This window comes from Algoriphagus lutimaris (assembly GCF_017051705.1).
Classification (GTDB): domain Bacteria; phylum Bacteroidota; class Bacteroidia; order Cytophagales; family Cyclobacteriaceae; genus Algoriphagus; species Algoriphagus lutimaris.
In genome coordinates, this window is record NZ_JAFIDJ010000001.1 from 376,559 (window position 1) to 397,802 (window position 21,244).

19 protein-coding genes are annotated in these 21,244 nt (G+C 35.4%); all 19 read left to right on the top strand.

The features are described from left to right. Window positions 1–129 precede the first annotated feature (129 nt). The 19 genes from JYB62_RS01515 (at window position 130) to JYB62_RS01605 (ending at window position 21,244) form a co-directional block, all read left to right on the top strand. The gene (locus tag JYB62_RS01515) at window positions 130–2,712 is read left to right on the top strand and encodes an SLBB domain-containing protein (protein WP_243431414.1); all 2,583 of its coding nucleotides are present in this window, start codon (window positions 130–132) and stop codon (window positions 2,710–2,712) included. Between the two features lie 18 nt (window positions 2,713–2,730). Further along, the gene (locus JYB62_RS01520; protein WP_205643684.1) at window positions 2,731–4,050 is read left to right on the top strand and encodes a UDP-glucose dehydrogenase family protein; all 1,320 of its coding nucleotides are present in this window, start codon (window positions 2,731–2,733) and stop codon (window positions 4,048–4,050) included. Window positions 4,051–4,270: 220 nt separating this feature from the next. Further along, entirely contained in the window at window positions 4,271–5,473 is a 1,203-nt protein-coding gene (locus tag JYB62_RS01525) for a UDP-N-acetylglucosamine 4,6-dehydratase (RefSeq protein ID WP_205643685.1), read from the top strand. A 2-nt stretch (window positions 5,474–5,475) separates the two neighbouring features. Next, on the top strand, window positions 5,476–6,615 hold the full coding sequence (locus JYB62_RS01530) for a LegC family aminotransferase (RefSeq protein ID WP_205643686.1): 1,140 nt from the start codon (window positions 5,476–5,478) through the stop codon (window positions 6,613–6,615). Between the two features lie 122 nt (window positions 6,616–6,737). Next, on the top strand, window positions 6,738–7,763 hold the full coding sequence (neuB, locus tag JYB62_RS01535; RefSeq protein WP_205643687.1) for an N-acetylneuraminate synthase: 1,026 nt from the start codon (window positions 6,738–6,740) through the stop codon (window positions 7,761–7,763). Continuing rightward, on the top strand, window positions 7,760–8,884 hold the full coding sequence (gene neuC, locus JYB62_RS01540) for a UDP-N-acetylglucosamine 2-epimerase (RefSeq protein WP_205643688.1): 1,125 nt from the start codon (window positions 7,760–7,762) through the stop codon (window positions 8,882–8,884). Before neuB ends, neuC begins: the two co-directional genes overlap by 4 nt. Continuing rightward, window positions 8,868–9,914, top strand: coding sequence for a nucleotidyltransferase family protein (locus JYB62_RS01545; RefSeq protein WP_205643689.1), 1,047 nt, complete (start codon window positions 8,868–8,870; stop codon window positions 9,912–9,914). The genes neuC and JYB62_RS01545 overlap by 17 nt, the downstream gene beginning before the upstream one ends. Further along, window positions 9,911–10,609 (top strand): acylneuraminate cytidylyltransferase family protein, encoded by a 699-nt coding sequence (locus tag JYB62_RS01550; RefSeq protein ID WP_205643690.1) that lies wholly within the window; start codon window positions 9,911–9,913, stop codon window positions 10,607–10,609. Before JYB62_RS01545 ends, JYB62_RS01550 begins: the two co-directional genes overlap by 4 nt. A gap of 3 nt (window positions 10,610–10,612) precedes the next feature. Beyond that, complete coding sequence (locus JYB62_RS01555; RefSeq protein WP_205643691.1) at window positions 10,613–11,137, top strand: acyltransferase; 525 nt, start codon at window positions 10,613–10,615, stop codon at window positions 11,135–11,137. A 35-nt stretch (window positions 11,138–11,172) separates the two neighbouring features. Then, window positions 11,173–12,579 (top strand): lipopolysaccharide biosynthesis protein, encoded by a 1,407-nt coding sequence (locus JYB62_RS01560; protein ID WP_205643692.1) that lies wholly within the window; start codon window positions 11,173–11,175, stop codon window positions 12,577–12,579. Continuing rightward, window positions 12,576–13,985: a hypothetical protein gene (locus JYB62_RS01565; protein ID WP_205643693.1), complete on the top strand. Its 1,410-nt coding sequence runs from the start codon at window positions 12,576–12,578 to the stop codon at window positions 13,983–13,985. The genes JYB62_RS01560 and JYB62_RS01565 overlap by 4 nt, the downstream gene beginning before the upstream one ends. A 28-nt stretch (window positions 13,986–14,013) precedes the next feature. Beyond that, entirely contained in the window at window positions 14,014–14,634 is a 621-nt protein-coding gene (locus tag JYB62_RS01570) for a DapH/DapD/GlmU-related protein (RefSeq protein WP_205643694.1), read from the top strand. Window positions 14,635–14,673: 39 nt separating this feature from the next. Continuing rightward, window positions 14,674–15,540 carry a glycosyltransferase gene (locus JYB62_RS01575; protein WP_205643695.1) on the top strand — a complete coding sequence of 289 codons (867 nt, stop codon included), beginning with the start codon at window positions 14,674–14,676 and terminating at the stop codon, window positions 15,538–15,540. A 49-nt stretch (window positions 15,541–15,589) separates the two neighbouring features. After that, window positions 15,590–16,681, top strand: coding sequence for a Wzz/FepE/Etk N-terminal domain-containing protein (locus JYB62_RS01580; protein ID WP_205643696.1), 1,092 nt, complete (start codon window positions 15,590–15,592; stop codon window positions 16,679–16,681). A 1-nt stretch (window position 16,682) separates the two neighbouring features. Then, window positions 16,683–17,678, top strand: coding sequence for a glycosyltransferase family 2 protein (locus JYB62_RS01585; protein ID WP_205643697.1), 996 nt, complete (start codon window positions 16,683–16,685; stop codon window positions 17,676–17,678). Next, window positions 17,675–18,877, top strand: a complete 1,203-nt coding sequence (locus JYB62_RS01590) for a hypothetical protein (RefSeq protein WP_205643698.1) — start codon at window positions 17,675–17,677, stop codon at window positions 18,875–18,877. The genes JYB62_RS01585 and JYB62_RS01590 overlap by 4 nt, the downstream gene beginning before the upstream one ends. Before the next feature lie 155 nt (window positions 18,878–19,032). Next, window positions 19,033–19,620, top strand: a complete 588-nt coding sequence (locus tag JYB62_RS01595) for a glycosyltransferase family 2 protein (RefSeq protein WP_205643699.1) — start codon at window positions 19,033–19,035, stop codon at window positions 19,618–19,620. Further along, window positions 19,620–20,375, top strand: a complete 756-nt coding sequence (locus JYB62_RS01600) for a glycosyltransferase family 2 protein (RefSeq protein ID WP_205643700.1) — start codon at window positions 19,620–19,622, stop codon at window positions 20,373–20,375. Before JYB62_RS01595 ends, JYB62_RS01600 begins: the two co-directional genes overlap by 1 nt. Window positions 20,376–20,386: 11 nt before the next feature. Beyond that, on the top strand, window positions 20,387–21,244 hold the full coding sequence (locus JYB62_RS01605) for a glycosyltransferase family 2 protein (protein ID WP_205643701.1): 858 nt from the start codon (window positions 20,387–20,389) through the stop codon (window positions 21,242–21,244).

Below are 21,244 nucleotides of genomic sequence, written 5' to 3' on the forward strand. Positions count from 1 at the left end.
GCGAAGCTGTAGCCCGAGCTTATTGATTTTGGAAATTTTATTGCAACTTACTTTATGGTTAATACCAAAAATATAATGATCTCAGATGCTTTAAGAAGGCGATATCAAACAATTGATATCAGGGTATTTATGTTTACCGTCCTATTTTTCTTGATTGGATTAATGGTACAGGCCCAAAATCTATCAGATATCCAAAACTTGAAGGTGGATAATTTATCGGATGCTCAATTGGAACAATTGTTAAAGAGAGCAGAGGCAAATGGACTGACAGTGAATCAATTGGAAGCCTTAGCAAGAGAAAGGGGAATGCCTGCAATGGAAGCCGCAAAATTGAGGCAAAGAATCAACCAACTACAAATGGCTGTAAGTCCTGAAAATGGAGTGACGCCTGTAGGCTCAGGTAGGTCAGTAGTAGGGGGAAATGGGAGAGATGTATTTGATTCTCTCAGAAGATCAGATCCCTATTATGATTTAACCCCAATTCAGAAAAAAATCTTTGGATTTAAGTTATTTCATAATAAAAATTTGGACTTTTCACCAAGTCTAAACCTTCCTACTCCTTTATCCTATGTTATTGGAGCTGGAGATCAGTTATTGCTGGATGTTTACGGAGCGTCCCAACAATCATTTGATTTGAATGTGACTCCAGAAGGAAGAGTCTATCTGCCCAATATTGGTCCAATACAAGTGGGAGGCTCCACCATTGAGGCAGCAACAGCAAGGATAAAAACCTCTTTGGGAAGAATATATTCTGGGCTAAATGGAGCAGAGCCTAATACATTTATTCAATTACGTCTGGGAAATATTCGCTCTATCAAAGTTTCTATGGTGGGTGAATTGACGAAACCTGGCACCTATACATTGCCTTCTTTTGCAACAGTTTTCAATGGTTTATATGCAGCTGGTGGCCCAAATGAAAATGGTGCATTTAGAAATATTCAAGTTTACAGAAACAGTAGATTGGTAGCGACAGTAGATATTTATGAATTCCTTTCTAAAGGTGAGCAGAGTTCAAATATCACGTTACAGGATAATGATGTCGTGATTGTTCCACCTGTCCAAGCTAGAGTGGAAGTGATTGGCCCAGTTAGGAGAGAGGGTTTATTTGAAGTTAAACCTGAGGAACACCTAACAGACTTATACATCTATTCGGGAGGTTTTGAAAGTTTGGCTTATAAAGATCGAGTTACGATTAGAAGGATTGAGGATAATCAACGAAAAGTAATTGATGTTTCGTCTAGTCAATATAACTCCTTTCTTCTCAAAGATGGTGATGAAATTTTAATAGGTGAGGCATTGGATCGATTTGTAAATAGGGTTCAGATTTCGGGTGCAGTGAATCGTCCGGGGGAATATTCTTTTGAAGAAGGGAAGTTAACTGTAAAAGGATTGGTTGAAAAAGCCCAAGGGCTAAAACCAGAAGCGTTTACCAACAGATCTACTTTATATAGAACAAGTACAGATTTGACTCTTGCTGCTGAATCATTGGATTTAGCTGGAATTTTGAATGGATCAAAACCTGATATTACTCTTCAGAACGAGGATTTATTATTTATCCCAAGTAGATATGATATTCAAGAAGAATATTATGTCAAAATATCCGGAGAGATCAATTTTCCTGGAACTTATCCATTTGCCTCTAACATGACAGTTGGAGATTTGATTTTAAGATCCGGAGGATTATTACAATCTGCCTCGAATGCGTCAATTGAAATTGCGCGAAGAGTTAGAGATCCTAATTCTGGAAAAATTGCAGAAATTTCTAATTTATCTATAGATCCTAATTTAGAATTAACTGCCGAAGAGTCCAGTATGCCCTTAAAACCTTTTGACCATGTATTTATTCGTAGAAGTCCAGGTTTTGAAAGAGAGCAATTAATAACCTTGCAAGGAGAAGTGGTACACCCTGGAGAGTTTGCGATCTCAGGAGCAGATGAAAGAATTTCTGATGTAATTAAAAGGGCGGGCGGTTTGACTCAATTTGCCTATCCTAAAGGCGCAAGTTTGATAAGAAGAACCGTTTATTACAAAGGCCCGACAGAAGAGGAGATGAAAGAGGGGGCTTTAAGGAATTTAAAGGATAACCTGGACCCTGAAAGAAATCGTAATATCAATGAAGCTGAGGAGTTGATGTATGAAAGGATTAATACGAAGTTAAGTCAAAAAGAGCAAGAGCGTATCTTGAGAGAAAGAGAACAGGAAAGAATGAAGCTGTTTGAATCCTCTAATTTAAACGATACAATATCCCTAGATTCCACAATCAATCAAGTAAGAATCTCAGAGCAGGATTTAGTAGGGATTGATTTGGAGAAGATTATGCAAAACCCTGGTTCAGATGAGGATTTGTTCTTAATGGAAGGAGATATTATCAGAGTACCTAAAGAGTTACAAACGGTCAGAATGGTAGGGGAGGTGTTGTTACCTACTACTAGCAGATATAATAAAAAGAATAGTTTAAAAAATTACATATCAAAAGCAGGAGGATTCACAGAAGAGGCTAGAAAATCTAAAACCTATGTGATTTATGCGAACGGGGATGCCAAACGAACGCATAATTTTTTGGGAATAAAATTTTATCCTGAGCTTGAACCTGGAGCTGAAATTGTAGTGCCCAAAAAACCTCAAAGAAATAGACTTAATGCAGCGGGATGGATAGGACTTGCTTCTAGTTTAGCAACGTTAGGGATCCTAGTTGATCGATTATTAAATTAATATTTAAGGAATAATTTTATGAAAATTGCAGTAGTTGGTACCGGCTATGTTGGGTTGGTGTCAGGAGCTTGTTTTGCTGACGTAGGTATCGAAGTTACCTGTGTGGATATTGATCAAAAGAAAATAGAAAAATTAAAGAATGGGATCATGCCCATTTATGAACCAGGACTAGAAGAAATTGTGGTTCGAAATTATAAAAGTGGAAGATTACAATTTAGCACAGACTTAGGGGAAGCAATTCAAGGTGCATCTGTTGCATTTATCGCAGTAGGCACTCCTCCAGGAGAAGATGGCTCTGCGGATTTAAAATATGTATTGGCAGTGGCTGATGAGATTGGTCAAAAGATGTCAGATTATATCGTTGTAGCTACTAAAAGTACTGTACCTGTTACTACTGGTGAAAAGGTAAGAGCAGCAATTAAAAATGCCTTAGATAAAAGGGGGGCTGATCTTCCCTTTGCAGTAGCTTCAAACCCTGAGTTTCTAAAAGAGGGAGCTGCTGTAGAGGATTTCTTAAAACCCGATAGAATTGTAATCGGAGTGGATGATACTCGTGCAGAGGAAATCATGAAGCGCTTGTATAAACCATTTCAGCTAAGTGGTGAGAGAATCATCTATATGGATATTCCTTCTGCGGAAATGACTAAGTATGCAGCAAATGCCATGTTAGCGACAAAAATTTCTTTCATGAACGACATTGCCAACCTATGTGAAAAAGTAGGGGCGGATGCCAATATGGTCAGAAGAGGAATTGGAACAGATCCGAGAATTGGAAATAAATTCATTTACCCTGGTGTAGGATATGGTGGATCCTGTTTCCCTAAGGATGTTAAAGCCATTATCAAGACAGCCAAACAATATGGGTATGATCTGAGAGTTCTTCAGGCTGTAGAAGATGTGAACGATGACCAGAAGCATGTTCTAGCCAATAAAGTGAAAGCACATTTTGGAGAGGATTTAAGCGGGATGACCTTTGCCATGTGGGGTTTAAGCTTTAAGCCGAATACCGATGATATGAGGGAAGCACCAGCTGCCGTAATCATTGATGAGTTAAGAGAAGCAGGAGCAACTGTTAAGGCTTATGATCCTGTTGCCATGGAAGAGGCTAAAGAACATTACCTATTTGATAAAGTGACTTATTGTAAGGATTCTTATGATGCTTTGGTCGATGCTGACGCATTGTTGCTAGTGACCGAATGGTCAGAGTTCAGAATTCCAAGTTGGGATGTAGTTTCCAAGCTCTTAAAAAACAAAGTGATATTCGATGGTAGAAATATCTATGATAGAAAATACTTGAATACTCTTGGTTTTGAAGTGTTTAATATCGGATCTAAGTAATTATGAAAGCTATCCCCTGATTTTTATTCAGGGGATTCTTTTGTTTTGATAACAGGCTTAATTCCAAAGATTTTTTGTAGTTGACTTTTGAATATCCCCATTATAATTAGTAGACAGTAAAAACTTCTAGGATGGAAAAAAGCAATTTTCCAATAACCTAATTCTGTCTAGATTTAATTGATTTTATAATCAGTTGATTGAAAACAATTTCTTGAATTAAATGAATTATTTACATCTAATAGGTCGAAAGAAAGATCTTTTTTCAAATGAAATAAAGTCCTTTGATTCTTTTTTTTCGAAGCAAATATCACAGTCTAAATTCCTAGTATTAGGGGGTGCTGGTTCTATTGGCCAAGCTGTTTCAAAAGAGATTTTTAAACGAAATCCAAAGAAACTTCACATTGTTGATATTAGTGAAAATAATCTCGTAGAGCTCGTAAGAGATATTAGGAGTTCTTATGGATATATCGAGGGTGATTTTAAAACTTTTGCTTTAGATATTGGATCTAATATTTATGATGCATTTTGGAATTCGGACGGAGATTATGACTATGTGTTAAATCTTTCAGCTCTAAAACATGTAAGGAGCGAAAAGGATTCATTCACATTAATGCGGATGGTTGAGGTGAATATATTGAATACCCTAAAAACCGCTAGACAAGCAAAAGAAAACGGAATAAAAAAATATTTCTGCGTGTCTACGGACAAGGCAGCAAACCCAGTTAATATGATGGGGGCCTCAAAGCGCATAATGGAGTTTTTCCTAATGCGTGAGAGTAAGGACATTTCCATATCTACAGCAAGGTTTGCAAATGTCGCTTTTTCTGACGGATCATTATTGCATGGGTTCAATCTACGAATTCAAAAAAAACAACCCATCGTAGCCCCAAACGACATTAAGCGGTATTTTGTCACTCCTCAGGAGTCTGGAGAGCTTTGTTTGATGTCCTGTCTTCTTGGAGATAATAGGGATATCTTTTTCCCTAAGTTAAGTGAAGATCTGCACCTTATTACATTTGCAGAAATAGCAGTAAATTATCTTAAAGGATTGGGTTACGAACCTTTTATCTGCGATTCAGAAGAACGGGCTCGTCAATTTTTCAAAATGGAAAACCAATTGCTGAAGGAGAATAGAAACTATTGGCCATGTTATTTCTCTAAAAGTGACACCACAGGCGAAAAAGATTTTGAGGAGTTTTTTATGGAAGGTGAGACTTTGGATATGGAGCGGTTCGAGAATCTAGGTATAGTAAAAAGCAATCTCTCTTTTAAAGAAGAAAAGCTAGATGGCTTTCTTTCATCTATTGACACCCTTATTGAAAGCAAGCAATGGACAAAAACTGACCTTGTCGATTTATTTCGCAGCCTATTACCTTCTTTTCAGCATAAGGAAACAGGTAAATATTTAGACGCTAAAATGTAAATATGGTCTTCAAAGAAACCATTCAGTTTATTCAGGATAAATTCAATACCAAAGACTTTATTCCACTTCATGTCCCCCATTTTAATGGGAATGAGCGCAAATATGTATTGGATACTTTGGATTCTACCTTTGTTTCTTCAGTAGGGGCTTATGTGGATAGAGGGGAGGCCATGATGACCGAGATCAGTCAGACCAAAGGCGCTGTGGCGGTTGTCAATGGGACTGCTGGATTACAAGTTGCGCTTCAGTTGGTTGGTGTAAAACCTGGAGAGGAGGTTCTTACCCAAGCTCTAACATTTGTGGCAACAACCAATGCCATCCAATACAATGGGGCTCAGCCGATTTTTTTGGATGTAGATTATGATACTATGGGACTTTCTCCCAAATCAGTTTTGGATTTTCTTGAAGAATTTGGGGAACGACGAGACAAAGGGACATTCAATAAGAAATCAGGAAAAAGAATAGCAGCATGTTTACCTATGCATACTTTTGGTTTCCCCGTTCATTTGGAAGAACTTTTAGCAGTATGTAAGGATTGGAATATTCCAATAGTAGAGGATGCGGCAGAATCCTTAGGTAGTTCTTATAAAGGAAAACCTACAGGTTCATTTGGGAAGGTTGGTGTGTTCTCCTTTAATGGAAACAAAATAGTGACTTCTGGTGGGGGAGGTATGATAGTAACCAATGATGAAAAATTAGGCAAGTTAGGGAAGCATTTGACTACAACGGCTAAAATCCCTCATGCCTTTGAATATTTTCATGATCAAACGGGATATAATTTTAGGATGCCTAATTTGAATGCCGCATTACTTTGTGCACAGTTAGAGCAATTAAGAAGCTTTTTGGAAAACAAGAGAAAATTAGCAGGGGATTATGCTGAGTTTTTTGAAAATCAAGGAATTACTTTTCGAAAGGAATTAGAAAACACAAAGGCTAATTATTGGCTAATGTGTGTGGAGATGGAAAATTTGGAGCATCGTAATAGTTTTTTGGAAGTTACGAATGGTTCCAAAGTAATGACAAGGCCTATTTGGCAATTGATGTTTAGGTTACCTATGTATGCACATTGCCAGCGAGATGCCCAGACTAATGCGGAGTTTTTGGAGCAAAGAATCGTCAATATTCCAAGTAGTGCCATCTAAATTCAATGAATTTATATTTCAAAGATAATCTTCTAGTGGTCGAAATGAGAAAGAAAGTAGTTCTCTAGAGAATTTGTCATGCAGGAGAAAGCAATTCGATATTCTTGCTAATGACTAGTAAAATGAAAAGAAATAAAGTTTTAATTATTGCAGAAGCCGGTGTAAATCACAATGGAGATTTGGCACTTGCAAAAAGGCTGATCGATGTGGCTGTAGTAGCCGGAGTTGATTTGGTGAAATTCCAAACTTTTAAAGCTGAAGATTTAGTTTCCAAAGAAGCCAAACAAGCGGACTATCAAAAGAAAAATATAGGTGAAGGTTCTGATTCACAATTTGAAATGCTAAAAAGGCTGGAGCTATCAGAAGAGGATCATCTAGAACTTGTAAATTATTGTGAAGAAAAGGGAATCGAATTCTTTTCAACAGCTTTTGATGTCAAAGGATTGGAATACCTAAACTCACTTGGTTTTTCTAGATTTAAAGTTCCCAGCGGAGAAATCACCAATTATCCTTACCTCAAAAAAATTTCGGAATTTGGTAAGCCAGTTATCCTTTCAACAGGGATGGCAGACTTAGTGGAAATAAAGGCCGCTTTATTAGTATTAGAAGAGGGTATTGCAAAAGAAAATATTACAGTTTTGCACTGCAATACAGAATATCCCACGCCAATGGAGGATGTCAACCTAAAGGCTATGAACACTATTGCAAAAGAATGTGATGTAGAAGTGGGATACTCGGACCATACCTTGGGAATAGAAGTACCTATAGCAGCAGTAGCCATGGGCGCGGTGGTCATAGAAAAGCATTTCACACTAGATCGATCCCTACCGGGGCCTGATCATGCGGCATCTTTGGAGCCTGATGAACTAAAAGCTATGGTTCAGGCGATTAGAAATATCGAAAAAGCTATTTCTGGTAATGGAATAAAGGCACCTAGTAAAAGTGAGTTGAAAAATAGAACAATTGCAAGGAAAAGCCTCCATTTAATAAATAACCTTGTACCAGGGCATATTTTGGTTAAGGAAGATTTGGTTGCACTTCGACCTGGTGATGGAATCTCACCAATGATAATTAATGAAGTACTGGGAAAGGAAATAAACCAAAACCTTGATAAAGGTGCTAAACTGCTAAAAGAACACTTAAAGTGATTAGAGTTGGATTATTGACAAGTTCTCGAGCTGATTATGGGATTTATCTGCCTTTAATGAAGGCATTGAAGGCAGATAAAGAAATTGACCTTAAAATTATTGTTTTTGGTACTCATTTATCCAAATTCCACGGATATACGCTTAATCAAATATTGGCTGATGGTTTTGTCCCTTTTGGAAGTGTGGAGTCAATGTTAATTGGAGATACACCGAATGCTATATCGACCAGTTATGCCCTTACTGCTTTGAAGTTTTCTGATTTTTGGAAGGAAAACCAGAAAGAATTTGACATTGTTTTTTCTTTGGGAGATCGATTTGAAATGGCGGCGGCAGTTGCGGCCTCCCTGCCGTTTCAATTGAAAATAGCGCACATTCATGGAGGTGAAACGACTTTGGGGGCTATAGATAATATTTATAGGCACTCCATTTCACTTTCAAGTTATTTTCATTTTGTTTCGGCAGATCCTTTCAAAAGCAGGCTCATTCAACTGTTGGGATTAGAAGATCCAAGAATCTTTAATGTTGGGTCCCTAAGTTTGGAGAATTTGGCAAATATGCCTCTTCTTTCTGTTTGGGAGTTTAAGGATAAATGGGATATAGACCTAAATCAAGATACTCTATTAGTGACTATACATCCGGAAACAGTGGCATTTGAATTTAACGATAGATATTGTAACGAAGTAGCAATTGCTCTAGAAAGTCTAGCCCATCATTTTCAAATTGTAATCACAATGCCTAATGCAGATACTTCAGGAATGATTTTTAGGAATGCTTTTGAAAAGCTAGTTGAAAAAAACAAGAATATTAAGGCTATAGAAAACTTCGGAACACAATCTTACTTTACCTGCATGAAGTATTCTAAACTGATCATTGGGAATTCTTCAAGTGGGATAGTGGAAGCAGCTACTTTTAATAAATATGTTTTGAATATTGGAGATAGACAAAAAGGAAGATTGTCCGGAGAGAATGTGATTCAATTGCCATTTGAATCCGTAAAGATTATTGAGCAGGCGAAGTATTATTCTAAAATAGAATACCAAGGTTCAAATATTTATTTCCAACCAAACCCATCAGAAAAAATAATAGGAGTCCTAAAAGATCAATATGCAAACTTTTCATAAGCATATATTAAATATTAATTCTTCAGTCAAAGAAGCTTTAAAACAATTAGATTCTTTGGCATCAGATGCCATTTTGTTTTTGGTAGATGGAGAAAGTAAATTATTGGGATCTCTAACAGATGGAGATTTGAGAAGGGGCTTTATCAGAGGGTTGGATTTTGAGAGTCATCTTACTGAATTTATTCAGGCCAATCCAAAATATATACAACAAGGGAAATATGATTTGAATGAGATCATCGAGTTAAGGAAAAAGCATTTTTCTGTTTTTCCAGTAGTCAATGCTCAGATGCAGATTATTAATGTGGTCAATTTTAAGCATCAAAAGTCTTATTTGCCTATTGATGTCATGATTATGGCTGGGGGAAGAGGAGAGCGACTTAAGCCACTTACTGATCATACCCCAAAACCTTTATTAAAAATAGGGGATAAACCTATCATTGAGCACAATATTGACAGATTAGTTTCCTATGGTGTAGATGATATTTGGCTTTCAGTCAGGTATCTGGGAGATCAGTTAGTGGATTATTTTGGAGATGGATCGAAGAAAGGAATCCGAATTAAATATGTAAGGGAAGAGGAGCCGCTAGGAACTGCAGGAGCACTTGGTCTCGTGAAGGATTTTGTTCATGATGATGTATTAATGATGAACTCGGATCTGTTAACCAACATTGATTTTGAAGACTTCTATATGTTCTTTGAAAGAGAAAAGGCAGATTTTGCCGTAGCCTGTATCTCTTTTCAAATCAATGTTCCCTATGCTGTTATGGAAACTGAAAACAAAAGAGTCATTGGATTGAAAGAAAAGCCAACTTATACTCATTATTCAAATGGAGGTATCTATTTGATGAAAAAGGAAATAATCGATCAATTCCCAAAGGAGAAACATTACAATGCAACTGATTTGATGGAATCATTAATTTCCCAAGGCAAAAAAGTGGTTGCATACCCTCTGGTAGGGTATTGGTTAGATATTGGCAAACACGATGATTATAAGAAAGCGCAGCAGGATTTTAATCAGATTAAATTTTGAAACCATTAGTAGTTATTCCTGCCAGAGGGGGATCAAAAGGAGTACCTCGAAAAAATATCAAACTCCTGGGAGGAAAGCCGTTGATTCAATATACCATCGATGCGGCAAGGAAAGTCTTTCCTGATGAAGTTATTTGTGTATCCACAGATGATGAGGAAATTAGAGAAATAGTGAAATCATTGGGGTTACAAGTTCCATTCCTTCGGCCTGCGGAATTAGCTACTGATAACACAGGCACCCATGAGGTTTTGTTACATGCCGTTGATTTTTATGAAAATTCCAATTATCAACCTGACGTTTTGATTCTTTTACAGCCTACTTCACCTTTCAGAACAGATGCCCATATCAAGGAAGCACTCGAGCGTTTTGATAAGTCTTGTGAAATGTTAGTATCAGTAAAAGAGACGAAGTCAAACCCTTATTATGTTTTGAGAGAGGAGAATGAAGCGGGTTGGCTAGTCAAATCCAAGGAAGGGGATTTTATTAGAAGGCAGGACTGTCCTAAAGTTTATGAGCTGAATGGAGCGATATATATAATCCATGTAGATTCATTAAAATTAAAACCAATTCAAGATTTTAAGAAGGTGAGGAAGTATGAAATGGATGAGTTGAGTTCTCATGATATAGACAATATCATGGATTTTTCTTTGGCAGAAATGATTTTGCATCAAAAAACGAAGCCCCAAAATTCTTAACCAATGTCGTTGTTCAAATTTTTACTTCATCATTATAGAGCTTTTTGGAAAAAACTTCGAATTAGTCAAAACACCAAAAAGGCTAAAAAAGCTCTAGGTGGCTATGGGAATTCATTGAAAGTTAATTACAAATGCGTTTTTAATGAAAATGTGTTTTTAGGAAACAACTGTCATTTTAATGGAATTGAAATCCCAAAAGGTGGAATTGTGAAGATTGGAGATAATTTTCATTCAGGTAAGTGCTGTATGATTTTATCAAAGTACCATAATTATGAAGGGGAAAAAGTCCCTTATGATAATACCTACATTGTCAAAAATGTTACCATAGAAGATAACGTTTGGTTAGGGAATAATGTAATAATTTTAGGTGGAGTCACTATTGGAGAAGGTGCAATTATTCAAGCAGGAGCTGTAGTGGTTAGTGATATACCCGCCTGCGGAATTGCTGGAGGAAATCCTGCAAAAGTATTTAAGGAAAGGGACAAAGAACACTATTTTAAGCTTAAGAGAGAGGGGAAATTTCATTAAAATTTATTTTTCTTAAGTAAGTCTAAGGTCTTTTTATGTTCAAAAAATTATTTAGCCATACAGTTATTTATGGCTTTGCCCCTCAAATACCGAAAGTAGCTCAGCTTTTTATTTTGCCTGTAATTACCAGGGATTTAACAGAAGTTGATTTCGGGGTGGCAGGTATTCTTACGGCTTACACAAGTAGTATTGCAGTATTGGCATTTCTAGGGCTTCGAGTAATCTTAGTCAATACTTTTTATAAATCACCTAATCACTATAAGTGGGCTTGGAGGCAGATTTATGGGTTTTTAACCTTATGGAATTTTGTGTATGCCCTACTATTGGGGTTTTTGATTTATTGGATTATCCCAGAGGAAGCTCATGATAATAGGTGGTTGATCATGTTACTAAATGTTGCCCCCTTGGTCTTATTCGGACCAATTGGAATCATTGGAACAACCTATTTTCAATTAAAGCAGAAACCATTACAAATAGGATTAAGGACTGCTTTATTTGGCATATTGACAGTCTTTTTGAACCTTTATTTTATTTCATTTCTGAAATTGGGCTATATGGGCTGGTTTTGGTCAAATTTAATAGCGACGGTTCTTTCTAATGCTTCCTACTATTATCCAATTAATTTTAAGCTCGGATTAAATCCAATTTTCAATTTCAAATGGAGGCTTATTAAGCAGTCCCTCAAGGTCAGTTTACCAACTGTACCACATTTTTATTCTTCCTATTTACTGAACTCCTCAGATAAAGTGGTAATGGATTTATTCGGAGTAGGTGTAGATAAAATAGGAAAGTATAATGCAGCTTATACAGTTGGGAATATTTTTCAGCAATTAGGAATGGCAGCAGGATATGCCATAGGGCCTATGATGATGCAGAAATTCAGGGAAGGAAAAGATTTAGTAGCTAGAAATTTAATATTTGGATTGCAATTCGCCTTTTTTGTCCTAACATTTTTGGTGAGTATTTGGCTTAAAGAGCTTTTTTCTTTTTTGTTAAAAAGCCCAGGATTGGATGAAATGTATTCATTGGGTATTATAATAATAATGGGTTATAATTATCGCCCTATGTACATGGGGTCTAGTAATAAATTATTTTTTGTAGAAAAGACCAATATTATATGGAAAGTTACTTTTGTTGCCGGACTAATTAATGTGATTTTTAATTCAGTTTTTATCCCTTATTATGGATTTGAAGTTGCTGCATACACTACTTTTATTTCATTAATGTTTATGGGGTATATTGGTTTTTTAATTCCTTCAGTAAAAGCAGAGAATCCTGTTAATTACCATCCTTTTAAATGGTTGGTTTTGACTTTTGTATTGACCTTTGGAGCTTATTTCATCGTTGATTTTCCTTTACAAATAAAAATAGTTATCACACTGGTTGTAATTGGAGTTTCAATCATTTCTGGCTTCATGTTCAAAAAAAGATTTGAACAATGAATTTTAGAGAAAGGCAAAAGATTATTGATTATCTCAATGTTTTTGAGGCGGAACACCCTACAGAAGATTGGCTTTTTGGAGGGATTAAAATTTGGCCTATACTCAAAACGACTTTGTTTTTAAGGTTGTTTTGGGGGATTAAAGCAAATCAAAAACAAAGGACCAAGCGCTTTGAATTATTAAATTCCTTTAATCATGCCGTAAAAAGAATTAATTCAAGCTTGAGGTTTAAAAAAATAAAGCTGAATTCAACAGATTATCTGTTTTTTAGCGGCGTAAATTTTAGAGAAAAGTTTAATGGTGAATCTTTCAATAAATTTTATGATCCTATAGGGGACAAACTAGATAAGAAAAGTAAGGAGTTTCTTTTTTTGGAATACGGAGAAGAAATTCTAGAAAAGACGTATAAAAGTAGAGGGGAAAATATTCAATTAATTTACCGCTATTTTGAGAGTAAAATTAAAATGGCTGAGATTGACTATTCCAAAATGGTTGGTCTAGAGGAGTTCAAGTCTTTCATTGAAAAGAAGTTATCAAATTCAAATTTTTCATTTTACAAAGAAACCCAAGAGACATTAAGAAAAATTCTCATTTGGGAGGCTAGTTTTGACTGGATATTGGAACAAACTAAACCCCAAAAAATTTTCTTACTCTCTTATTACAATATTCCATGTTTTGGATTGCTGATCGCTGCAAGAAAGAGAGGGATTCAATGTATAGATATCCAACATGGTACTCAAGGAGTTTTACACCCGGCATATTCTGGATTTAAAGAGGACTATTCAATCCTTCCTACTTTGTTTTGGTTGTGGGATCAAAAAACTGAGGAACAGCTCAAAGAAAATCTGAAATTCTCCAATTTTCAAACCAAAGTAGGTGGAAATCCTTGGCATTATTTTTTAATAAATAAAACAAATGAGTTGAACCGAAAAAAACCTTCCATCTTATACACACTTCAGCCCTTAAACCCACTTATCGATGATTATTTAGTCGAAACTATTCTTAAGACAAAGGAAGATTTTGCTTGGCTAATTCGCTTACATCCAAGGATTGATATTAAGTCAAGAAATCAATTAATAGATAGATTTAAATCCTTAGAAATTTTTGATAAAGTATTATGGGATTTAGCAAATAAAACGCCTTTACCTTTGTTATTGAAAGAAGTGGATCTTCATATTTCCAAATTTTCAGGTTGCATTTCTGAAGCGGCTGATTTAGGCACATTTAGCATAATACTTGAAAAAAATGGTGAAATCACCTACAAACATTTGATTGAAGAGGGAATAGCAATAGGAGGAATAGAATTAAACTCCGAAAATTTATTGGATGCTATTAATTCTAATATTGGGAGAAAGAAAGCAATAGATTCTGTTGATTTAGAATTGGTAATAGATCAATTATGTTGATTTTTCATTTTTCAAATACTTCTAACATATGATGGTAATAGCAGGGGCAGGAGGACATGCATTGGAGGTTTTTGATGAGCTGAAAGGTATATTTCCCGAAAAATTAAATGAGAATTTTTACTGTTATGACCAGGATCTTAAAAAAATAAAATTTGTAAATGAGTTCCCAGTATTGCATTCCCCGGATGAATTAATAGGAGCAGTGTCCTCCGCTTTTTATTTCTGTCTTGGGATAGGAAATTCCTTCTTAAGAAAGAAGGTTTTTGATGAATTGGTAAAACTGGGCGGAGTTTTTCAACCTGTTCATTCCAACAGTTCAATCATTAGTGATTCAGCTATCGGGGATTTTGATGCCTTGAGTCAATCTTTTATAGGCCCCGATGTGAAAATTGGGACAGGCTCATTGGTCAATGTGGGTGCAAAAGTTCACCATGAAAGTTCTTTGGGGGAATTTGTAGAAATCGGACCTGGATCCATCGTGCTTGGAAATGCGTCGATTGGTGATTTTACTCAGATTGGTGCTGGAGCTGTAGTTCTTCCGGGAGTAAAAATTGGAAGTAATTGTAAAATTGGTGCTGGTTCAGTAGTGACTCGCGATTTAATGGATGGGGTGGTTGCCTTTGGTGTCCCTTGTAAAGTTAAAAAGTAAAAATAGATCCCCTTTCTCAGAGGAAAATTTCAAAAAAAAGTGATAGTAGCTTCAGTAATTATCCCAACCTACCGAAGTTGGGACTATTTGTCAAAGTGCTTGGAAGCTTTGGAAAAGCAAAGTATTCCGAAAACCGAATTCGAAATACTTGTTATAAACAATAACCCGGATCATTCCATTCCCAAATGGCTAAAAATGCCTGATAATGCAGCGCTTTTTCTTCAATCTGAACCAGGGTCCTATGCTTGCCGGAACATGGGATTAAAGTATGCAAAAGGGAAATTCATTGCCTTCACTGACTCGGATTGTATCCCAGAACCTGATTGGCTTGAGAGAGGCATTCAATTACTAAATCAAGGCTACGATTTGGTCGGAGGGAAAATGGAGTTTTTTAAACCGAACGGAGGAAATCATCTGGCATTTATTTACGAACAAGCCTTTTCTTTTAATCAATTTAAAAATGTAACTCAAAAAGGTCAAAGTGTTACTGCCAACCTGATTTGCAAGAAATCAGTCATAGAAAAGATTGGAAAGTTTAATGAAACGCTTATGTCTGGGGGTGATTTTGAATGGACTAAGAGGGCAACAAATAGTGGATTCAAAATGGGATATGGTCATGATGTGGTGGTAGCTCACCCTTCAAGAAAGAACCTAAATGAACTAATTAGAAAAAAGAAAAGGACAATTGGAGGGATGTATTCCAGATTTTATAAATTCTATACTCCCAAGCAAAAACTCTTTTTCGGCTTACATTTTATCAGACCTCATGTTTCTATCTTTACTTATCCCAATTTAAGTTTTACAGAAAAAACAAAGCTATTTTTTGCAACTTGGTATATAGAGTGTATAGGTATGAAAGAAATGTTGAAATTGGACTTTGGAATTAAAAAAGTTGAAAGAGAATGAAAAGATATTTTCAAAAAGATCAGGATTTCGTAAATCAGAGTTTTATTCTATGAAAAATCAAATAAATAATATCCTGCTAAAAAATGATTTTACACTTCTCAACTTAGTGAAATTAGGGAAAGCCAAGTTGAAAGTACTTATAGCTGCAATTGTATTCTTTATACTTATAGGGATCGCTTATTTTATTTCTACTCCAACCTCATTTTCTTCTGCGACAATTTTATTGGTAGAAAGCCAAAATACAAGTTCCGCTGGAGGTTTGGGTTCACTGGCTCAAGTGGCAGGTTTTTCTGTACCGGGCTCCTCCGCAGAATTAGCAACATTGGATCCCGCTCTTTATCCAATGATCTTGCAAAGCAAACCATTTTTGGAGGATTTGATGAATTCAAAAATTAAATCTGAAACCTATCAAGATTCTGTTTCTCTTTTTAAATATTTCGTTGAAACACGGCCTGATAATGAGATTTATAAGTTTTTAAAAAGCCCGCTTTCAATTTTTAAACCTGGTATTCAAGTAAATGATAGTGAAAGAGATTCTGTCAAACAGAAAGACAGAACAAGGTATGAACCGCTCGAGATGTATGTTTTGTATCGAATTTCTGAGCGAATAACTGTAAGCTCGGAGGGGAGATTATTAATCATTTCTACTACCATGCCGGAGCCAAACTTGGCATTCCAATTTTCCAAAATGGTCAAAAATTTATTAGTGGAATATTCCACTAGATACCTTCAAGAAAAGCAAAAAAATCAGGTTCAATATTTAGAAGTTCAATACCAAAAAAGTGAGGAAGGGTTTAAAGAAGCTCAAAATGCTTTGACCACTTTCAAAGAAAGGAATCAAGGGTTGTTTTTGGAAAGTATGAAAGCCATAGAGCAAAACTTAAATGCTGAGTATAATCTAAAGTTTGAATTATATAGGACTATTGCAAAGGAGTTAGAAACCTCAAAAATTGAATTAAACAATCAAAAGCCCATTTTTACTGAGATCGAACCCCCGATTATACCTAATGGGCCTATAGCCCCTAACTTAATTTTAACCTTGGCATTTTGTATCACCTTAGGTTTTATTTTTGGTCTGATCTTGATTTTCATACTTTATATCAAGCAATACATCAAGCTACATCAAGAAATTGAAGTCTGATTTGAAAGTATCTGTAATTGTACCCTGTTTCAACAACGAACGGTTAATTACTGATACCTTAGAATCTGTTATCCAACAAACCTATTTCAATTGGGAGTGTATCGTAGTAGATGACGGCTCTGATGACCGTTCTGTTGAAAAGATTCTAAGTTATGTGAATAGAGATCATCGATTCAGGCTATTAAAGAGGCCAAGTGATCTTCCCAAAGGTGCTAATTCATGTAGAAATTATGGGGTCTTAAAAAGTTCAGGAGAATATCTGATATTTCTTGATGCCGATGATTTACTTGCTAATAATTGCATTGAGCGTAGAGTTAATTCAATATCAGTAGAAGATTTAATAATTCATTCTACCGCCCATTTTACTGAAGAAATAGATCAAGCATCCCCATTTTTCCCAAACCTTAATTCAAATTTATCGGCTATTGAATACAGGAATATGTTTTTAGAATATATGATTCCATGGCATACCAGTAGTGGGATTTGGAAAAAAGATTTTTTTAATGAAATAAATGGGTTTAACGATAGGTTGTTAAGGTTTCAGGATGTGGATTTACATGTAAGAGCATTATCCTTTCCTTTGATTAAGTTCAAATTGGATGATTCTTCAAGTTTTACATCTTATTACCGGAAATCCGAGTTTCATCAAAAGGTCACCAAAGAAAAACGGAGATTTATTTTAAATCAAGGACTTGCTTTTGCAAGTGAATTGAAGTCGTTACTAAAGCCAAATGACTTCATATCTGTTCAAGGGCTATTTGTTTATTTACTATTTAGGTTTGAAGAAGTGGTTGGTTTAGAGGATTTAAAGGTGATTAAAAACCTTATGCAAACGAATTCAGGGGAATCGGAGTCACATTCACTTGCATATGAATTCAACTTTCTTGTTTGGGTTTATGGGACTTGGATGACAAACCCCAGTCGATTTAGAAAGTATTTGAGTTTTATCGTGTTCAAAAAATATTCTTATTCAATCCGAAAGAAGTTGAACCATTGAAAGTCTATTATGAAAATATTGAGTTTTGGCATTTAATTACCTTGCCCATTTACTTCGTTTTGGTTTATTTAATTCTGACGACGTTTGCCAAAAGGATTTTAATTTCAGATAGTAAGTATATCAACATCCATTTTCTTGGTCTTTTATTGTTTTATCTTGCCATTGGGTTAGTTGATTATAAGATCAAGCTGATTCCTTATTTCCCGGATACAAATCTATTTACTAGGATTTTAGAAACAGGTGTAACGCCACAAAATCAATCCATTGGTGTGAAAATTGGATATAAATTTCTAGCTATTCCAATCTATTTGATTTCACTAAAATCAATATTTAATTATTTCTTATTCAATATTCTGTTCTTCCAACTTGGACTGATTTTCTTGGCTGGCGCATTTAACCGAACCTATGATATTAAAGATGTTTGGGTTCAACGGTTTTATTTACTCCTAGCTGCATTAGCCCCGTCTATAGTGGTTTATTCTTTTACACCACTTCGAGAGAGTTACTTCGTCCTTGCTTTAGGTTTATTCTTTTACGGGATGACCGGGAAATATAAACTCAATTACTACTTAATTTTCGGGGTTATTTTGGCTGGGATTCTTAGGATTCAACTTCTTCTGTATTTTTTTATCATTGTCGGGTTGCAATACTTGGTTCAATTAAAGTTGAACCGAAAAATGGTAATTGGTCTCATTTTAGTTTTATTTCCTGTATTTTTTGTAGTGTTGAATTTCTTGTCTACCAGCATTTTGAATATACCTATTTCACCACAGAGTTTATCCTTGTTTAGAAATGTACAACGAATGAATTATTTTGAATCTGGGGTTACCTACCCAGAAGTAGATTGGAGGACTTGGTTGGACTTAATTTTAGACTTTCCTGGTTTGTTTTTTCAATTTTTACTGGCCCCTTTTCCAGTAATTATTTTCATCCCATTTTGGACAAAATTGGCCTATTTTGCTGACGGATTGTATTTGCTTTTCCTTTTATTTATTTGCCTTATTTTCATAAAAAATATCAAGAAATATTCCTTATGGATGATCTACATAGGGGTTTATGTTGGAATGTCGGCTTTTTTTGAATTTCATTTGCTAGGGGCAGTCCGTCATAGATTACCTGCAACCTTATTATTATTGAGTATTGCTGCACAAGCATTAGCGTATTACTTGCCAAAATATAAATGGATTTTCAGGTATTGATTTCGACAATGAATCCAACGCCAGATTCATTCAAAGGAAAAAGTTTTAATGCATTGGTCATTTCCCAAAACCAAACTGGAATCAGATTCCACGATAAAAACTTAGAGTTTATTTCTTTTGATGAAAAAGGATTGTCAAAGAGTAGAAATCGGGCTATGGAAAAAGGAAAAGCGGATTTAGTCTTAATTGCTGATGACGATGTGGATTTCTGTGAAAAATTTGATGTTAAAATCAAAAAAGCTTTTCAAGAGTTTCCCGATGCGGATATTATTACCTTCAAAATATTGACTCCAACAGGAGAAAACTATAAAAATTATCCCGAGAGTTCTTATAGACATACACGTAAAAGTATTTTTACAGTGTCCTCTGTAGAAATAGTTTTTAAACTTGAAAGTTTGAAAAAAGCTGGAATTAAGTTTGATGAAAGATTTGGCTTGGGGGCTTCTTATCCTAGTGGAGAAGAAACCATTTTTTTAAACGACGCAATGAATAAAGGGTTGAACATATATTTTGTACCTGAATATATAGTGGTGCATCCCCTTGAAAGCTCCGGGAAAATTTTGGATACAAAGTATTATAAAAGTAAAGGAGCCCTAATTAAAAGGTTATATGGTTATTCTTTTAATTTAGTTTTGGGGATAGCTTTTTTGATAAAGCAATATTTAAAACCGCAAAGATCTATTCCTTTTTTTAGTTCATTTAAAGAAAGTTTGATAGGTTTCAACTCAATCAACAAAGGATAATGCTTGTATCGATAATTACTCCTGTTTACAATGCCCACTCTCATATAGAGGAGACGATACAGTCAATTATGGCGCAGACCTATACTGATTGGGAATTGATCCTGATAGATGACTATTCCACTGATAATGGTATTCATATTTTAAGCCGTTATACAGAATTGGATGCAAGAATTCATTTGCATGAAAACCCTAAAAATCTAGGTGCTGCTGTCAGTCGAAATAAAGGAATTGAAATGGCTAAAGGTAGGTTTATTGCATTTTTAGATAGTGATGATCTATGGGAGCCTACAAAGCTTGAAACTCAAGTAAGGTTTATGTTGGAAAATAAACATGCATTTACATTTGCTGGTTATTTTAAAATTAAGAATGATGTCATAGTAGGAGAACATGAAGTTCCCTCTAAAGTAAATCATAATGATTTATTAAAAACTTGCTCCATTGGGTGTTTGACAGCAATGTATGATACGGACCAACTTGGGAAAGTTTATATGCCTATAATATCGAAAAGACAGGATTTTGCACTTTGGCTTAAAATATTGAAGCTAATTCCTTACGCCTATGGTATAAATCAACCGTTGGCAAAATATAGGTTAAGGGATGATTCTATTTCAGGGAATAAATTCAAGGCCGCTAAATATCAATGGATTGTTTATCGTGAATTTGAGCATCTGAACTTTTTTAAATCTATTTATTATTTCATGCATTACACTTTTTTTGGGGTACTGAAAACGTATTTTCATAAAGCGAAAAAATAAGATTGAACCAGGTGTTTATTAGTGTAATTATTCCTGTTTATCAAGATTGGGAACGTCTATTGACCTGCCTGAATGCCCTGGATAAGCAAGAAAATATCGATTCAATCTTTGAGGTAATTATTGTAAATAATGATCCTAATGACGATTACAGGCCCAGTGAAAAATTTTCTTTCCCTATTCAGTTTTTAACGGAACCTTCTCCGGGTTCTTATTCAGCAAGAAATAGAGGGTTGACCTTAGCAAAAGGATATGGTGTCTTATTTACCGATTCTGATTGTATCCCAGGTCCTGATTGGATTTTTCAAGCTAAAAACCTTCTTGAAAAAGGAGAAGCTGATTTATATGGAGGGCTGATCGAAGTATTCTCACACCTCGAGAATAAATTTGTCAAATTTGAGAAAGCATTTGCCTTCCCAAATTCATTTTATGTAGAACATTGTAACTTTAGTGTAACTGCTAACCTTTTGGTAAAAAAAGCGGTTGTAGATACAATTGGTGGATTTAATTCTTCCTTACTGACAGGGGGAGATTCGGAGTTTTGCAATCGAGCTGTGAAAGCAGGGTTCAAAATAAACTTTAGTCCATTGATGTCACTTAAACACCCGGCAAGAACAACTTGGGAAGAGATGAAAGTGAAGGCCATCCGCTTTGGAGGAAGATTGCCCAAAGGAAAAAATAGACTCATTATCATACTGAAGTTATTAGGTAAATTCCGAATTAGGTTGACAGATATTCAACAGGTTTATAAATTGACGGGCTTTGGAATTACAGATAAATTGGAGTTTTACTTCATCAAACAAAGGTTAAGGTGGGTGGAAGCGCATGAATCAGTACGTGTTTATTTAGGTAAAAAACCTGGAAGAAAATAA

What these genes read in the sequence shown, in the direction of transcription:
- JYB62_RS01600 (WP_205643700.1), top strand. Translation starts at nt 19,620, where the DNA reads ATGCTTGTATCGATAATTACTCCTGTTTACAATGCCCACTCTCATATA.
- JYB62_RS01515 (WP_243431414.1), top strand. Translation starts at nt 130, where the DNA reads ATGTTTACCGTCCTATTTTTCTTGATTGGATTAATGGTACAGGCCCAA.
- JYB62_RS01520 (WP_205643684.1), top strand. Translation starts at nt 2,731, where the DNA reads ATGAAAATTGCAGTAGTTGGTACCGGCTATGTTGGGTTGGTGTCAGGA.
- JYB62_RS01525 (WP_205643685.1), top strand. Translation starts at nt 4,271, where the DNA reads ATGAATTATTTACATCTAATAGGTCGAAAGAAAGATCTTTTTTCAAAT.
- JYB62_RS01545 (WP_205643689.1), top strand. Translation starts at nt 8,868, where the DNA reads ATGCAAACTTTTCATAAGCATATATTAAATATTAATTCTTCAGTCAAA.
- JYB62_RS01530 (WP_205643686.1), top strand. Translation starts at nt 5,476, where the DNA reads ATGGTCTTCAAAGAAACCATTCAGTTTATTCAGGATAAATTCAATACC.
- neuB (WP_205643687.1), top strand. Translation starts at nt 6,738, where the DNA reads ATGAAAAGAAATAAAGTTTTAATTATTGCAGAAGCCGGTGTAAATCAC.
- JYB62_RS01570 (WP_205643694.1), top strand. Translation starts at nt 14,014, where the DNA reads ATGATGGTAATAGCAGGGGCAGGAGGACATGCATTGGAGGTTTTTGAT.
- JYB62_RS01580 (WP_205643696.1), top strand. Translation starts at nt 15,590, where the DNA reads ATGAAAAATCAAATAAATAATATCCTGCTAAAAAATGATTTTACACTT.
- JYB62_RS01555 (WP_205643691.1), top strand. Translation starts at nt 10,613, where the DNA reads ATGTCGTTGTTCAAATTTTTACTTCATCATTATAGAGCTTTTTGGAAA.
- JYB62_RS01565 (WP_205643693.1), top strand. Translation starts at nt 12,576, where the DNA reads ATGAATTTTAGAGAAAGGCAAAAGATTATTGATTATCTCAATGTTTTT.
- JYB62_RS01595 (WP_205643699.1), top strand. Translation starts at nt 19,033, where the DNA reads ATGGAAAAAGGAAAAGCGGATTTAGTCTTAATTGCTGATGACGATGTG.
- JYB62_RS01560 (WP_205643692.1), top strand. Translation starts at nt 11,173, where the DNA reads ATGTTCAAAAAATTATTTAGCCATACAGTTATTTATGGCTTTGCCCCT.